Origin of the sequence: Acinetobacter calcoaceticus, assembly GCF_016508255.1 — a bacterium.
GTDB classification, from domain to species: domain Bacteria; phylum Pseudomonadota; class Gammaproteobacteria; order Pseudomonadales; family Moraxellaceae; genus Acinetobacter; species Acinetobacter calcoaceticus_E.
On sequence record NZ_JADVKT010000006.1, the window covers coordinates 182,165 to 197,709 of the forward strand.

Here is a 15,545-nt window from a genome sequence, read left to right on the forward strand (position 1 = left end):
CAAAAAAGCCCCTATCGAAATAGGGGCTTTTTAGTGTTTAAGTACGAAATATAGAATTATTGTTTTTTAGAATTCAATAATTTAAATAGTACAAACATGAGAACGATCCAGATTGGAATCATCATTACAGATTCTTTGAACCCTTGGCTCCACATAATGTAGAGAACAACTGCAATAAAGCCTAAAACCAAATAGTTACTAAATGGTGCCCAAAGTGCAGGGAAGTGAGTTGTTTCACCTTTTGCTTTCATTGCTGATCTGAATTTAAGGTGAGTCAAACTAATCATTGCCCAGTTCAATACTAGTGCACCAACGACGATATACATTAAGTGACTTAATGCATCTTCGGGTACAAAGTAGTTCAACAGTACACAGCCAAAAATTAATAATGCAGAAAGCAATACAGCTGGAACAGGTACACCTTGTTTGTTTACTTTTTTGAAAACTTTTGGAGCGTTACCTTGTTGAGCTAGACCGTATAGCATACGGCTGTTTGCGAACATACCACTGTTATAAACAGATAAAGCAGCAGTTAAAATAATAAAGTTAAGTAAATGCGCAGCCCAACCAATTCCCATTTGGCTAAAAATCATGACGAATGGGCTTTTGTCGAGGCCACCAAGATCTAACTGGTTCCATGGCACTAATGAAAGCAAAATTGTTAGTGAACCGATATAGAAAATCAAGATACGAAAAACAACTTGGTTGATTGCTTTTGGAATAGTTTTTTTCGGCTCTTTTGCTTCCGCTGCTGCCATACCAATTAGCTCAATGCCGCCAAAAGCGAACATTAAGAAAGCTAACATATAGAACAGGCCACTAAAGCCATTTGGAAAAAATCCGCCATGTGTCCACAGGTTGCTAAATGAAATGCTTGAACCCACATCTGCTGTAAACAACAAATAAAGGCCAAAGATGATCATAGAGATGACCGCAGTTACTTTAATAATGGCAAGCCAAAATTCAGATTCACCATAAAATTTAACGTTAGTTAAGTTTACGGCTGTAATCACGACAAAGAAAAATAAGACAGAAGTCCATGCTGGGATATGGGGCCACCAATAATTAATATATTTGGCAACAGCGGTGAGTTCACTCATCGCAACCAGAACATAGAGTATCCAATAATTCCATCCAGCTAAAAATCCAGGAAATTTCCCCCAATATTTATAAGCAAAATGGCTGAACGATCCTGCAACAGGTTCTTCAACAATCATTTCTCCCAAGTGACGCATAATCAAAAACGCGATTAAGCCGCCAATGGCATATCCTAAAATAATGGATGGTCCCGCAGATTGAATCACTTGCGCCGAGCCTAAAAATAATCCGGTACCAATTGCTCCACCCATAGCAATTAATTGGATATGTCGATTTTTTAGTCCTCGTTGCAGTGTAGAAGATTCGTTGGTCAAAGGTCTTCACTCACAATGAATAAGTAAATTATTCTAATAGATGGAGTTATTTTAGCCTAGACTACAAATTAATAAGCAGTGACTAAAAGGTAATCTTAAAATGTGTTTAAAATCATTGGTTTGATTTTAATATTTCAATATAGAGTGAAAAGTGTTCTAAAAAATATAATTTCATATAGACTTTTTTTCTTAGATTTTGCTTAGATTAAGTCATTGCAAGCATATTGCTAAATTCTCAAAATATGCTCTCGTCAATACGATTGATGTATAAAGCAGAGCGCTATCTCTTGGCCTTAAAACAATTTAAGATGAAGAGAAGGGTAAAACAAGAATGCTTGTTTTGATATAGAAGAACATAATAGTAAGGATAACAGTTGATATGAGCTCAGTACCGCAAATTAAAATTCCAGCAACTTATATGCGTGGTGGAACCAGTAAAGGTGTATTTTTTAAGCTTGATGATTTGCCGGAAAAAGCCCAAGTTGCAGGACAAGCACGAGATCAGCTCTTATTACGTGTAATTGGTAGTCCAGACCCATATGGAAAACAAATTGATGGGATGGGGGGAGCCACTTCGAGTACCAGCAAAACTGTTATTCTCGCTAAAAGTACTCAGCCAGAGCATGATGTAGATTATTTATTCGGTCAGGTTTCAATTGATCAGGCTTTTGTAGACTGGAGTGGTAACTGCGGTAATTTAACTGCTGCTGTTGGCTCTTTTGCGATTTCAAATGGCTTGGTCGATGCACATCGTATTCCAGAAAATGGCTTATGTACTGTTCGAATTTGGCAAAAGAATATCCAGAAAACCATTATTGCTCATGTGCCAATAACAAATGGTCAGGTCCAAGAAACAGGTGATTTTGAGCTTGATGGAGTAACTTTTCCAGCCGCTGAAGTTCAAATTGAGTTTTTAGATCCGGCTGATGATGGCGAAGACGGCGGTGATATGTTCCCTACAGGGAACGTGGTTGATGAACTAGATGTACCTGATATTGGTCGTTTTGAAGCGACATTTATTAATGCTGGAATTCCAACTATTTTCTTAAATGCAGAAGATTTAGGTTACCAAGGCACAGAATTACAAGATCATATTAATAGTGATGCAACTGCACTGGCACGCTTTGAAAAAATTCGTGCATATGGTGCGGTACAGATGGGCCTAATTAAAGATATTTCGGAAGCAGCTGCGCGTCAGCACACACCCAAAATTGCTTTTGTTTCTAAGCCTAAAAACTATACCGCTTCAAGTGGTAAGCCAGTTTCAGAGGGTGATGTTGATTTACTGGTTCGTGCTTTGTCGATGGGTAAATTACATCATGCGATGATGGGAACAGCAGCAGTTGCGATCGGTACGGCAGCAGCTATTCCAGGTACTTTAGTAAATTTAGCTGCAGGTGGTGGCGAACGTGAAGCGGTACGTTTTGGTCATCCATCTGGAACATTGCGTGTTGGTGCTCAAGCAGAATTTGTTAATGATCAATGGGTCGTGAAAAAAGCTATTATGAGCCGTAGTGCGCGTGTGTTAATGGAAGGTTGGGTACGTGTTCCTGGTGACAGTTTCTAAAAGTCATTAAGTAAAGAAAAAGCCTCTCAATCATGTAGAGGCTTTTTTACGGTTGCCTTCAAAAACTCATCAACCACTTTTCGTAGTGAATCGTGTATGATGTAACGCATGAATGCTTCATTACATTCAATAAAATTTCTCTATACTGATTTTATCGAGGCGACTGTGTCATCACTCTCTCAAGTTAATGCGGATGTTTTAAAACAAGCTCAACAACGTATTCAACAAGATTTATTGACGACATTGGCCGCGTTTTCAATTCCAGAGCCTTTAAAAAGTGCAGTACATCATGCAGTAATGCTTGGTGGAAAACGTGTACGTCCAGCTTTGTGTTATGCAACTGCCTCTTTACAAGCCAATCCAAATTTTGCTGCTGCACGTCGTGCTGCGGTTGCAGTCGAACTCATTCATTGTTATTCACTGGCTCATGACGATTTGCCTTGTATGGACAATGATTTGCTTCGCCGTGGACAACCAACTTGTCATGTGGCGTTTGGTGAAGATACTGCTTTGCTTGCAGGTGATATTTTACAATCAATGGCTTTTGAGGTTTTAGGTAGCCGTTTGTTCGATGAACAAGGGCAGGGCACCGATGCCGCTATTGTATTAAAACAAATCCAGATTCTAGCAACAGCCACTTCTAAAATGGTGTGTGGGCAAGTTTTAGACTTACAAGCTGAAGCTAAACAAATTGCTCAAGACGAACTTGAAAATATTCATCGTAATAAAACTGGTGCACTCATTCAGGCTGCCATTATGATGGGTGCAGTCACTATTTTTTCTGGAACAGATCAAGCAATTCCAAAATTACGCCAATATGGCCAGACTATTGGTTTAGCTTTTCAGGTATTAGACGATATTCTTGATATTACTTCGAGTACTGAAGCCTTGGGTAAAACTGCAGGTAAGGATGAGCAAGTACAAAAGTCGACGTATCCAGCTTTAATGGGGCTGGAACAAGCACAAATCTATGCTAATGAATTGCATGATCAAGCTTTTGAGGCCTTAGCCCATTTTGGTGATAATGCAAAAGAATTAGTGGAGATTTCACAGTTTCTTTTAGCGCGCACGAACTAATAATATTAAATTAATATGCATAACATCTATTCATGTGAAATGAATAAGGGATAAAAAATGAATGGTGAACAACTCCATCAAAAAGCAATTGAAATTGCGAGAAACCTTCCATTTAGCCAACAGACCCATCCATTTGGGCCAGAGTATGAAGTTTTCAAAATCTTAGAAAAAATATTCATGCTGACAACGGAAGTGGCAGGCGTCAAAATGATTAATGTCAAATGCGATCCTTATAAAAGTCAGGAATATCAGGAGCTTTATTCATTTATTATTCCGGGTTATCACATGAATAAAAAACACTGGATTTCGATTAAACCACATAAGGATTTAACAAGTGATTTACTTCAAGATTTAATTCAAGATTCTTATGATTTGGTCGTAAAGAAGCTACCCTTGAAAGATCAGAAAAGACTAAAAAACCAATAATATAAAACATAAAAAAACGGTGACATGATCTTCACCGTTTAATTTAATTATTTATTTGAAGTCATTAAATTAATTATGCTTTCCCATAATACCGCGAATTGTATTCAAGACATCGGCTGGTAAAACCACAGTTTTGGCATTATTTGATTTCGCCATATCTTGCATCGCTTTAACATATTGTTCACCCAAAAGGTAAGCAACCGGAATCTCTTTATCACCCACCGCGCTGGTCACCATTGAAATCGCTTTTTGAGATGCTTCAGCTAAAACAACTTGAGCTTCTGCGTCACGACGTGATGCTTCTAAACGACCTTCTGCACTTAAAATAGCAGCCTGTTTTTCACCATCTGCTTTAGTAACAGCAGCACGACGTTGACGTTCTGCAGCAGCCTGTTCTTCCATGGCAGCTTGCATGGTATGAGAAGGTTGGATGTCCTGAATTTCGACTGTTTTTAAGGTAATGCCCCAGTCTGAAATATCATCAGAAATAGCGGCTTTTAATTTAGCCTTAATGTGATCGCGTGAAGATAATGCATCATCTAGATCCATTTCACCAACAATAGAACGTAATGAGGTTTGTACAAGGTTTTGAATGGCCCATGTATAGTTTTCAATACCATATACTGCTTTTTCTGGTGTGGTTAAGTTAATATATGCCACAGCATTCATGAGTAATACGGCGTTGTCACGTGTGATTACTTCTTGTGATGGAATATCTAGCACAATGTCTTTGGTGGTAATTTTATAAGCCACGTCATCAATATAGGGAATCACAAAATTAAGCCCCGGATTAAGGGTGGTGTGATATTTACCTAAACGTTGGACAATCCATTTGTAGCCCTGGGGAACAATACGGACCCCTTTAAAAATAGTAACAGCAACAAAAGCCAAAAAGGCTAAAACAATAATAGTACCGACTGGCATAATACCCTCTCTTTATCTTTAATGTTTATGAAGTACCGTGGGTTTGAACAATTAAGTCATTACCCGAAATGTCAATAACTCTGACTCGATCGCCCACTTTAACAGGAGTGGTGCTTCGACAATTCCACTCATCGGCCCCTAAAATAGGCATTGGAAAGCGAACAATAATTTGATCATGGTCTAGACCAGTTTGAATCACCATTCCAATTTGACCAATCGTTGCTTCACGGGGTAATCCCGCTTTTGTTTTATCAATCGATAAGGGTTTAATAAATTTGAACCAAAGAATAGTGCATAGCACTGATAGGATTATCCACAATACAATTTGTGTTGTGAGGCTAATGTCTGGAAATAACCAATAGAGAACGCACACAATAATGGCGGCAATACCAAACCAGAGTGCCGCAAAGGCAGGGAGGATCAGTTCAGAAAGAATAAGTAAGATACCCAATACAAACCAATGCCAAGGTTGTACAACAAACTCCATAGATCTGCTCTTTTATATATCTTTATGTGAGTAAAAGTGACTCAATATCACTTTTACCACTGTAGCAGATGAAGGGAAATGTGGATAGAAAAAAACCACCCCAATTAGAATTTAGGGCGTGGTGCTGGCTTGAATGCGGCTGGAGATTTTTTGAAGTTCGCAATTGCGGTTTCAACTTGGCGTATTTGTGCCTGAGCAGCTTTTTCACCTTCTAAAATAGCTTCATTGCTTGATTTCAAATCGAGTGCACCTAAATGCCCAACTTTAGGTTGAATAACCACATTGGCTTGCTTGAGTTCTTCATTAATACTTTGTTGACCCATAATATTAATGGTTTGATCAAGTAAACCCCACATATTGGCTGGGCGATTACCTGCAGGACGCGCAGAAATATCAACTGCAATCACAATATCTGCACCCATATCCCGAGCTGTTTTAACAGGAATTGGACTGACTAAGCCGCCATCTATGTATTTTTGATTGCCGATAGTGGCTGGGACGAATACATTTGGAATGCTGCAAGAGGCACGTACTGCTTGGCCTGCATTACCTTTAATAAAGTCTGCCTTTTGACCATTATCAAGACGAGTTGCAACTGCCGCAAAACGGATTGGGAACTTCTCAATCGGTTTGTTACCCACATTACGGTTAACGTAGTCCTGTAACTTTTGTCCGAGAATAATACCCTGACGGTTAAGAGTTAAATCACGGATATCAGACTCTTGTAATTTCAAAGCCAGACTTTGCAGTTGATAAGGTGTTTGCCCACTGGCATAGATACTTCCAACAAAGCTACCAGCACTAGTACCCGTTACAATTTTAGGCTTAATTCCATGAGACTCTAAAACCTTGATCACACCAATATGTGAAAATCCTTTTGCTCCACCGCCACCTAAAGCAAGCGCAATTACTGGTTCACGGGCTTTAATTGAGGTAGTCGGCGTTGGTGTTTTGCTAAATTTATCACAGCCGAATAGGGCTAGAGAGATAAATCCAATAGTGGCAAATTGAGCAATTTTCATCTTTAAAAATAATCTATGTCGAGATAAATTAAGAGGGGGTCATAAGACCAGATTCGCTCAATTTTTGCTAGGTTTTTTTCACTAGATTTTGTAAAGGTTCTGCAAGCCAATTACGGTTTTTTGGGGAAATTTTCCCTTCATAGCGATCAAAAATCTTTTGTAGATCTTCATCATAATTTCCACTTGGGTCCAAATGGCCTAAGCAGTGAATAGTTTTATGATCATAATCAAAAGAAAACATCACAATAGGAATATGGGCCTTTGCAGCAATATGATAAAAACCACTTTTCATTTTTTTTGCTTTTTTGCGTGTACCTTCTGGTGCCATCCCAATCCAGATTTTGTCATATTTTTGAATAGTGGCAACCACTTGTTCAGTCAGTCCATTTGCTGTATCACGTTTAACAGGAATGACTCCTGCCCAATCTAAAACTCGTTTAAATAGTGGCTTAAATAAAGCATCTTTACCTAATACCGTAATTTGAATGCCTAATCCGAAAATAGCAAGAAACCCATACCATCCATCAATATTTGAAGTATGAGGTGAGATAATCGCAACTGCTTTTGGAAAATTAGGAACTTCGCCTTCAATGGTCCAACCTTGCGCTAAAAAAAGTTTTTTAAATAGTACTCGGCTTAACGCTGTACCGCGTTGAGGTACCAAATGAGGTAGGTTAGGGAAATGTTGATCCATATTTTTTTAAATTTTAACTTATCCTTGTTTTATCTTAGTCTTTTGAAATATATGCTTCATTGGCAAAATGTAAGAACAACATGACATTTGATGTTATTCCTTATTAAAGAAATAAAAAGTAGGTATATATGTTTCGGCAGCAGAATCTTTATCTTTTGCTCTTTTCCTTGTATTGGGCACAAGGTTTGCCTGTAGGGTTTATGACGCATGCATTACCCGTCATTTTAAGAGCGCAAGGTGTTTCACTGGCTCATATTGGTGGTTTTGGTTTATTAATGCTGCCATGGTCGATTAAGATATTTTGGGCGCCGTGGGTTGATCGCCATGCACTTTCCAGATTAGGGCATTACCGTAGTTGGATTCTTCCTACTCAGTTTTTGACTGTGGCTGTACTTTGCATTTTGTCTTTTTTCCCTATTCAAGCTTTAGACCAGCCCATTTATCTATTTGCCTTTTTTATTTCGCTTCTTTTAATGAACCTAACTGGAGCGACTCAAGATATTGCGACCGATGCTTTGGCGGTTAATTTATTGCAACATGACCAGCAACATTGGGGGAATACATTTCAGGTGGTTGGTTCCCGACTAGGTTTTATCGTTGGAGGTGGTGCCGTACTTTGGTGCTTAGACTGGTTGACATGGCAATCTACTTTTTTACTATTAGCGGCTTTGGTCTTTTTAAACACATTACCAGTTTTATTTTTTAATGAACCGGCACATCCAATACATTTACCTACTCAGAGTAATTCACAGAAACTTTTAACCCAGATTAAAGCTTACTTGAGTTATTTCACTCAAAATAAAGAACTTCGCACTTGGCTAGTAGTATTAGTCACTTTTAAAGTTGCAGATGGTTTTGCTGGACCATTACTCAAACCTTTAATGGTTGATATGGGATTAAGCTTTACCCAAATTGGTGTTTATATCACGATGCTTGGGGCTGTTGCTGCATTAATTGGTGCAGCCATAGCAGGCGGGATGCTTAAATATTTTTCGAGACCAACAGCATTAATTATTTTTTCAGTATTTAAAATCATGAGCTTAGTGGCTTATACCTATTTAGCTTACACCTACGAACAGAAAATTCAGTTAAATATCTGGATTGTGTACATCATAAATGCTTTAGAGGATGCATTCTCGGCAATGCTACTGGTGGTGATGTTGACCTTAGTCATGCATTACAGCCGAAAAGAATATGCGGGTACAGACTTTACCTTTCAGGTTTCGGTCATGGCGACTGTGAGTGGGCTTCTTTACAGTTTTAGTGGTGTGCTTGGAGATGTGTTTGGTTATTTCCATTATTTGATAGCTATTGTCATTATTGCCGTTGTTACTTTGCTTCCTATTTACCTCTGGAAACATGCAAAACTACAAGAAAAATAATGTTAACTAAATGAAATAGAGAAGGTTAATGTCACTTAAGTAGTGATCTAAGCTGTATCTAATACCTTTGTCTATATTTTTAAAAATGTATGTTTTTAGCTATTTTAATGCTCTATTAATTATGCCATCTTGTTTGGGGAGAAAATGGAGACCAAAAGGAGAAAAAATGGATTTGGTTAACAAGAAAAATCATGTGAATCAACTTAGACAGGCAAAAAAATGTTCAATTAGATTGGATATTAGCCTAAAGTCTAAAAAAGAATAATGAAATAACGATTTAATGATTCTATAAGATAAGAGAGTTGTGTAGGATTCGTTACAACATGAAGCTAAGGTAAAATTTCTGTAACCAAAAGTATATTTTCATCCTTCTGGTCTGGAATTTTTTAATCTTACCCAGCGTTAAAATTGGTTTTGATTGCGGTAATAAAATTAATGCAATCAAATTTGGAGGATGGTTGATTCTTTAGTGCTTAATGGTCACACGAATCAACTTGGCATGGATAAGCAACATAAAATATATTTTTTGGAGTTTTTGATGGATCTATTCCTTAATCGTAAATCTTTCGTTGTTAAAAGTTTAGCTCTTACAGTAACAGCTTTAATGATGAGTGGGGCACATGCTGCAACTTCCGATAAAGCGGAAATTCAACAGCTTCGTAAAGAAGTTGAGGCTTTAAAAGCTTTAATTCAACAACAAAGCCAAGTACAGCAACAACAACAGCAAGTACAGCAACAACAGCAAGTTCAACTCGCTGAAGTTAAGGCGCAACCAGTTGCTGCACCAGTTTCACCGTTGGCAGGATTTAAATCTAAAGCGGGCGCTGATGTGAACCTTTATGGTTTTGTTCGTGGTGATGCTAACTACATTATCGAAGGTGCGGATAATGATTTTGGTGATGTTAGTAAGACTGATGGTAAAACAAAAGATAAATTACGTGCGACTGCTAAAACTACACGCCTTGGTTTAGATTTTAATACGCCTGTTGGCGATGCTAAAGTAGGTGGTAAACTCGAAGTCGATTTTGCTGGTTCTACAACAGATTCAAATGGCTCATTGCGTATTCGTCATGCTTATGTAACTTATAACGACTGGTTATTTGGTCAAACAACGTCTAACTTCTTGGCTAACCATGCACCAGAAATGATCGACTTCTCGACAAACGTTGGTGGTGGTACTAAACGTGTGCCTCAAGTACGTTATAACTACAAGTTAGGACCAACTACACAATTGTTTGTTTCTGCTGAAAAAGGTGATAGTACAGCTCTTAATGGTAAACAAGATACAAGTGGTAACTGGTTAAATGACAGCGTTAAATATAGTTTACCTGTATTGACTGCTAAAATTACTCAAGGTTATGCAGATGGTAAAGGTTCTGCATCAGCTCGTGCATTAGTTGAAAATTATAAATCGCCAACTGGTAAGGATAATAAAACTGGTTGGGGTATTGCTGCAGGTACAGACTTTAAAGTTTCTGATCCTTTAAAACTGTTTGCTGATGCATCATATGTAGTTGGTGATAATAGCTATTTATATGGTAGTAACGCTGCCTATACTTTGGTAAACAACAGCATTGAGCAAAATAAATTTGTTGCTGTGCAAGTAGGTGGTACTTATAAAATTTTACCTAACTTACGTTCAACTTTAGCGTATGGCGCAGAGTTTGCTGATGACGGTACTGACTATGCTAAAGCATATACAGCTGGCAATGAAAAAGTTCAACAAGCATGGATCAACGTCATCTATTCACCTGTTAAACCAATTGATTTAGGTCTTGAATATGTAAATGGTAAGCGTGAAACATTTGCTGGCCAGTCTTATAAAGATAACCGTATTGGTTTAATGGCTAAATATAGTTTCTAAGAACAATATTTAGTTAAGAATAAAAAAGACGAGGTTAAATTTAACCTCGTCTTTTTGTTATAAAAAACTTTAAAATAAGTATTTTTTAAGATTTCTGTCATAGATCATTTTTTATTTAAGTCATTTTTAAGTTTCAATTTTTACATTAGAACATCATAAAAAAAGGTCGTAGTAACCAGAGATGCTGAGTTTTTTTTCTAAATTAAGAAATAAGCAGATTTCCCTGTTTATGTTCAATTTCATTATAGCCGTTTGGTTAGGCGCAATTCTAAATATTGGTTTTTATAAGAAAGTTCACCTGTTGACACCATATTTAGGTATTAAAGCAAGTCTATTCCTAGCAGCTACAGTGGTTATTCTCATTGCTGCTTATTATGCGATTTTACAAATTCTAAACTGGAAATGGACGGCTAAAATTTTTGCCATTTTGTTGGTATTTATTGGTGGTTTTAGCTCGTACTTTGTAAATACTTTAGGTGTCATTGTTTCACCTGACCAAATTCAAAATATTGTACAAACAGATGTCTCAGAAGCTACAGATTTACTCTCTTTGCGTTTTCTATTCTGGACTATTTTCTTTGTCGTTTTACCTATTATTTTAATTACACAGGTAAAATTCAAACAAGAAAAAATACTTCCGCTTTTAGTTAAAAAGGTACTCTCAATTGCCATTGCGTTTGCAGTTATAGGTGGTTTGTTATTTACATATTATGTTGATTTTGCAGCAATCTTTAGAGAGCACCGTGATTTAAAAGGCATGATTTCTCCGCAGAATACTATTTCTTCGGTTATGTCTTATTATCGTAAAAAAGCGCCAAAGAAAAACCTTCCCCTTGTGAAATATGGTGAAGATGCTCAACAAGTTCAACAAACTCAAAAAGGTTTACCTAAACTCATGGTACTTGTGGTTGGTGAAACTGCACGTGCTGAAAGTTTCTCCCTCAATGGGTATGCAAAAAATACGAATCCTGAACTTTCTAAACAAGATATTTTAAACTTCTCGCAAGTGAGTTCATGTGGTACTGCAACGGCAGTTTCGGTGCCTTGTATGTTCTCAGGTATGCCACGTTCTGATTATGACGAGCATTTAGCAAGTCATCGCGAAGGATTACTTGATATTGCAAAACGTGCAGGCTATCAGGTCACTTGGATTGATAATAACTCGGGTTGTAAAGGTGCATGTGATCGCGTTGAACAATATCAAATTCCAGAAGATTTAAAGCAAAAGTGGTGTAAAGATGGTGAATGTCTTGATGACATTCTCATTGATAGCTTAAAGCAATATTTAGCTTCTATTCCGACAGATGATAAGCGTCCACGTTTAGTAGTATTGCATCAGATGGGTAGTCATGGACCAGCATATTACAAGCGTGCACCTCAGGGATATCAACCATTTAAACCAACTTGTGATACTAATGCGATACAGGGTTGTTCACCAGCCGAATTAGTGAATAGCTATGATAATACAATCGTATATACAGACCATGTATTAAACCAAATGATTAATACTTTAAAAGAAGTATCGAATTATCAAACTGGTTTCTGGTATTTATCTGATCATGGTGAGTCAACTGGTGAGCATGGTATGTATTTACATGGTGCACCTTACTCAATCGCGCCGACTCAACAAACACATATACCAATGATTATGTGGTTCTCTGATGGTTGGAAACAACAGAATCTTGCTCAAGTAAATTGTTTAAACCAACAAACAAAACAAAAGTTAAGTCAGGATAATTTATTCCCAAGTTTGTTAAGTCTGCTGGATGTAAAAACTCAGGTCATCAACCCTCAACTGGACATGTTGCACTCTTGTGCCCATGTGAATTAAAGCGAGCCTAGAACATGACAAAAATCCTGATGATTGAAGATGATTTTATGATTGCTGAGTCAACGATAACGTTGCTGCAATATCATCAATTTGAGGTGGAGTGGGTCAATAATGGCTTAGATGGTCTGGCTCAATTGGCTAAAAATAAGTTTGATATCATTCTATTAGACTTAGGTTTGCCTATGATGGATGGCATGCAGGTCTTAAAGCAGATTCGTCAAAGAGCCGTGACTCCAGTTTTAATCATTTCGGCACGAGACCAGTTACAAAATCGTGTAGATGGATTAAACCACGGTGCAGATGATTACTTAATTAAACCATACGAATTTGATGAATTACTTGCTCGTATTCATGCTCTATTGCGCCGTAGTGGGGTAGAAGCTCAGCTTGCTAACCATGAGCAACTCTTACAAAGTGGTGATCTGGTTTTAAATGTTGAACAGCATATTGCAACCTTTAAAGGCCAACGGATCGACTTGTCGAATCGTGAATGGGCGATTCTTATTCCTTTGATGAGCCACCCAAATAAAATCTTTTCTAAAGCGAATCTTGAAGATAAGTTATATGACTTCGATAGTGAAGTGACTAGTAATACGATTGAAGTATATGTACACCACTTGAGGGCTAAACTCGGGAAAGACTTTATTCGAACTATTAGAGGGTTGGGTTACCGCTTAGGATAATTCTCGCTTAAATTTTGGAACTTCATAAAGTGCATTATTCATTAAAGAAACGACTGATTTGGGGCACCTCAATTTTCAGTGTCATTTTAGGTTGTATATTAATTTTTAGTGCCTATAAGGTCGCACTTCAAGAAGTTGATGAAATTTTAGATACTCAAATGCAGTATTTAGCAGAGCGAACAGCTGCATACCCTTTAAAAACAGTAAGTAGTAAGTTCGATTTACACAGAACTTATCATGAAGAAGATTTATTCTTAGATATTTGGGCTTATAAAGATCAGGCCCATTTATCTCACCAATTACATTTATTAGTTCCACCCGTCACACAAGCTGGTTTTTACTCGCATACAACTAGCCAAGGTGTGGTGAGAACTTATGTTGTGCCTTTAAAAGATTATCAGGTTCAGGTCAGTCAACAAGAGCATGTTCGTGAAGCTTTTGCTTTGGAGCTAGCAGGAAGTATGTTTATTCCGTATTTAATTATTTTGCCATTTGCGATTTTTGCTTTAGCCGCAATTATTGGTCGAGGTCTAAAACCGATAGATGACTTTAAAAATGAGTTGAAGGAACGAGATTCGGAAGAATTAACGCCAATTGAAGTTGTAGACTATCCTCAAGAGCTTTTGCCTACTATTGATGAAATGAACCGTTTGTTTGAGCGTATTTCGAAAGCTCAAAATGAACAGAAACAGTTTATTGCAGATGCGGCTCATGAATTAAGAACTCCTGTTACAGCTTTAAATTTACAAACTAAAATTCTAATCAGTCAATTTCCTGAGCATGCATCGTTACAAAACCTGAGTAAAGGATTAGCACGAATTCAGCATTTGGTTACACAGCTTTTGGCTTTGGCTAAACAAGATGTTTCTTTAAGTGTGATTGAACCGACCAGAACTTTTCAACTCAATGATGTCGCTTTAAATTGTGTTGAACAGCTTGTTAATTTAGCTATGCAAAAAGATATTGACCTAGGATTTGTTCGTAATGAACCTATTGAAATGCATAGTGTAGAGCCAACAGTACACTCGATTATTTTTAACTTAATTGATAATGCAATCAAATACACCCCTCATGAAGGAATGATTAATATTTCAGTTTTTACTGCTATAGATGGCGATGCATGTATACAAATTGAAGATAGCGGTGCGGGTATTGACCCTGAACATTATGATAAAGTTTTAAAACGTTTTTATCGTGTACACCACCACCTTGAAGTAGGCAGTGGCTTAGGTTTATCTATTGTTGACCGAGCGACTCAGCGTTTAGGCGGAACTTTGACATTAGATAGAAGTTTAGAACTTGGTGGACTTTCTGTTCTGGTTAAACTTCCTAAAGTTCTACATATTCATGAAACAAGAACTTGATTAAGCAAGTTCTTGTTTGATTCGTTTTTCAAACTCAAAGCGGTGAATACAAATCTTATAAAATAAGATATTTACTGCCCAAACCACCCAACCTGTCCATAAATTGTGGCTAAGGAAATGAGCGCCACGCATCATTTGTCCCCAGCCCATCATAAAGCCTAAGATGATGCCAGCAATGAGATAAAAATAAGCACGTTTAGGTTGCTCAAGACGATAAACAAAAAAACCTGTCATTAAAATAAAGCCTGCGCTTGCATGACCGCCTGGAAAGCAATGACCATGGGTAGCAGTAAAATCCCACACATAACTTAAAGCAGTCGGATGAACCATATTCCAAGGGCAAGCATGTGCAGATTGTGATTTTAATAGGCCAACTACACCGCTACCAATCATGCTCACTAAAAACATATAGCCATATTGCCAGCGATAAATCTTCAATTTTTCTACTTTGAATGACGCAATCCACAGACCTAAAAAGATGACATACACAGTGGTGATGATTTGTTTTATGATTTCATGGTTAACCCTTACCAGATACCAATTGTCCCGATTAAAGAAATGACCTGTTGAATCCATCCAAGGATGGATGAGATACATATCAATTTTCCCACCTACTGGAAATATAAATAAAAGTATAAAAAAACTAAGGGTAAGAAAAATAAGTTGAAGTTGAAAAAATTGTTTTTGGTGGTTCATTGCGATGTAGCATCAATTTGAGTGTGAGTTGAAGGCATTACATAAAATAAAACTTAAACTGTTCTTAAACTAAACAGGGTTTTATTTGTTAATCTTAAAATAATATTAAAATTAAT

15 protein-coding genes are annotated in these 15,545 nt (G+C 37.3%); 9 read left to right on the forward strand and 6 right to left on the reverse strand.

All coding sequences use genetic code 11. From position 1 onward, the window contains the following. Nucleotides 1–56 precede the first annotated feature (56 nt). Nucleotides 57–1,412, reverse strand: coding sequence for an amino acid permease (locus I5515_RS13205; RefSeq protein ID WP_199967590.1), 1,356 nt, complete (start codon nucleotides 1,410–1,412; stop codon nucleotides 57–59). Between the two features lie 379 nt (nucleotides 1,413–1,791). On the opposite strand from I5515_RS13205, the gene prpF reads away from it, so the two are divergent. The 3 genes from prpF (at nucleotide 1,792) to I5515_RS13220 (ending at nucleotide 4,482) form a co-directional block, all read left to right on the forward strand. Continuing rightward, entirely contained in the window at nucleotides 1,792–2,979 is a 1,188-nt protein-coding gene (gene prpF, locus I5515_RS13210; RefSeq protein WP_199967591.1) for a 2-methylaconitate cis-trans isomerase PrpF, read from the forward strand. 165 nt (nucleotides 2,980–3,144) lie between these two features. After that, nucleotides 3,145–4,056: a polyprenyl synthetase family protein gene (locus I5515_RS13215; protein ID WP_199967736.1), complete on the forward strand. Its 912-nt coding sequence runs from the start codon at nucleotides 3,145–3,147 to the stop codon at nucleotides 4,054–4,056. Nucleotides 4,057–4,113: 57 nt separating this feature from the next. After that, the gene (locus tag I5515_RS13220; protein WP_199967592.1) at nucleotides 4,114–4,482 is read left to right on the forward strand and encodes an MmcQ/YjbR family DNA-binding protein; all 369 of its coding nucleotides are present in this window, start codon (nucleotides 4,114–4,116) and stop codon (nucleotides 4,480–4,482) included. A gap of 69 nt (nucleotides 4,483–4,551) precedes the next feature. On the opposite strand, the gene I5515_RS13225 is transcribed toward I5515_RS13220, so the two are convergent. The 4 genes from I5515_RS13225 to I5515_RS13240 form a co-directional block, all read right to left on the reverse strand. Further along, nucleotides 4,552–5,406 carry an SPFH domain-containing protein gene (locus I5515_RS13225; RefSeq protein WP_199967593.1) on the reverse strand — a complete coding sequence of 285 codons (855 nt, stop codon included), beginning with the start codon at nucleotides 5,404–5,406 and terminating at the stop codon, nucleotides 4,552–4,554. 25 nt (nucleotides 5,407–5,431) lie between these two features. Then, the gene (locus tag I5515_RS13230; protein ID WP_199967594.1) at nucleotides 5,432–5,893 is read right to left on the reverse strand and encodes an NfeD family protein; all 462 of its coding nucleotides are present in this window, start codon (nucleotides 5,891–5,893) and stop codon (nucleotides 5,432–5,434) included. 104 nt (nucleotides 5,894–5,997) lie between these two features. Next, a complete protein-coding gene (locus I5515_RS13235) occupies nucleotides 5,998–6,915 on the reverse strand; it encodes a patatin-like phospholipase family protein (protein WP_199967601.1) in 918 nt (305 codons plus the stop codon). Nucleotides 6,916–6,982: 67 nt separating this feature from the next. Continuing rightward, nucleotides 6,983–7,609 carry a lysophospholipid acyltransferase family protein gene (locus tag I5515_RS13240; RefSeq protein ID WP_199967603.1) on the reverse strand — a complete coding sequence of 209 codons (627 nt, stop codon included), beginning with the start codon at nucleotides 7,607–7,609 and terminating at the stop codon, nucleotides 6,983–6,985. A 128-nt stretch (nucleotides 7,610–7,737) separates the two neighbouring features. On the opposite strand from I5515_RS13240, the gene I5515_RS13245 reads away from it, so the two are divergent. The 6 genes from I5515_RS13245 (at nucleotide 7,738) to I5515_RS13270 (ending at nucleotide 14,733) form a co-directional block, all read left to right on the forward strand. Further along, entirely contained in the window at nucleotides 7,738–8,991 is a 1,254-nt protein-coding gene (locus I5515_RS13245) for an MFS transporter (RefSeq protein ID WP_199967605.1), read from the forward strand. A 73-nt stretch (nucleotides 8,992–9,064) separates the two neighbouring features. Beyond that, on the forward strand, nucleotides 9,065–9,256 hold the full coding sequence (locus I5515_RS17635) for a hypothetical protein (protein WP_199967737.1): 192 nt from the start codon (nucleotides 9,065–9,067) through the stop codon (nucleotides 9,254–9,256). 273 nt (nucleotides 9,257–9,529) lie between these two features. Next, complete coding sequence (locus tag I5515_RS13255; protein ID WP_199967607.1) at nucleotides 9,530–10,855, forward strand: DcaP family trimeric outer membrane transporter; 1,326 nt, start codon at nucleotides 9,530–9,532, stop codon at nucleotides 10,853–10,855. A gap of 181 nt (nucleotides 10,856–11,036) precedes the next feature. Then, on the forward strand, nucleotides 11,037–12,686 hold the full coding sequence (locus I5515_RS13260) for a phosphoethanolamine transferase (protein ID WP_199967609.1): 1,650 nt from the start codon (nucleotides 11,037–11,039) through the stop codon (nucleotides 12,684–12,686). Nucleotides 12,687–12,700: 14 nt separating this feature from the next. Beyond that, a complete protein-coding gene (locus I5515_RS13265; protein WP_199967611.1) occupies nucleotides 12,701–13,369 on the forward strand; it encodes a response regulator transcription factor in 669 nt (222 codons plus the stop codon). A gap of 29 nt (nucleotides 13,370–13,398) precedes the next feature. Next, nucleotides 13,399–14,733, forward strand: a complete 1,335-nt coding sequence (locus I5515_RS13270) for an ATP-binding protein (protein WP_199967612.1) — start codon at nucleotides 13,399–13,401, stop codon at nucleotides 14,731–14,733. On the opposite strand, the gene I5515_RS13275 is transcribed toward I5515_RS13270, so the two are convergent. After that, nucleotides 14,734–15,429 (reverse strand): phosphatase PAP2 family protein, encoded by a 696-nt coding sequence (locus I5515_RS13275; RefSeq protein WP_199967613.1) that lies wholly within the window; start codon nucleotides 15,427–15,429, stop codon nucleotides 14,734–14,736. Nucleotides 15,430–15,545 lie beyond the last annotated feature (116 nt).

What these genes read in the sequence shown, in the direction of transcription:
- I5515_RS13230 (WP_199967594.1), bottom strand. Translation starts at nt 5,893, where the DNA reads ATGGAGTTTGTTGTACAACCTTGGCATTGGTTTGTATTGGGTATCTTA.
- I5515_RS13245 (WP_199967605.1), top strand. Translation starts at nt 7,738, where the DNA reads ATGTTTCGGCAGCAGAATCTTTATCTTTTGCTCTTTTCCTTGTATTGG.
- I5515_RS13275 (WP_199967613.1), bottom strand. Translation starts at nt 15,429, where the DNA reads ATGAACCACCAAAAACAATTTTTTCAACTTCAACTTATTTTTCTTACC.
- I5515_RS13225 (WP_199967593.1), bottom strand. Translation starts at nt 5,406, where the DNA reads ATGCCAGTCGGTACTATTATTGTTTTAGCCTTTTTGGCTTTTGTTGCT.
- I5515_RS13260 (WP_199967609.1), top strand. Translation starts at nt 11,037, where the DNA reads ATGCTGAGTTTTTTTTCTAAATTAAGAAATAAGCAGATTTCCCTGTTT.
- I5515_RS13240 (WP_199967603.1), bottom strand. Translation starts at nt 7,609, where the DNA reads ATGGATCAACATTTCCCTAACCTACCTCATTTGGTACCTCAACGCGGT.
- I5515_RS13265 (WP_199967611.1), top strand. Translation starts at nt 12,701, where the DNA reads ATGACAAAAATCCTGATGATTGAAGATGATTTTATGATTGCTGAGTCA.
- I5515_RS13220 (WP_199967592.1), top strand. Translation starts at nt 4,114, where the DNA reads ATGAATGGTGAACAACTCCATCAAAAAGCAATTGAAATTGCGAGAAAC.
- prpF (WP_199967591.1), top strand. Translation starts at nt 1,792, where the DNA reads ATGAGCTCAGTACCGCAAATTAAAATTCCAGCAACTTATATGCGTGGT.
- I5515_RS13255 (WP_199967607.1), top strand. Translation starts at nt 9,530, where the DNA reads ATGGATCTATTCCTTAATCGTAAATCTTTCGTTGTTAAAAGTTTAGCT.
- I5515_RS13235 (WP_199967601.1), bottom strand. Translation starts at nt 6,915, where the DNA reads ATGAAAATTGCTCAATTTGCCACTATTGGATTTATCTCTCTAGCCCTA.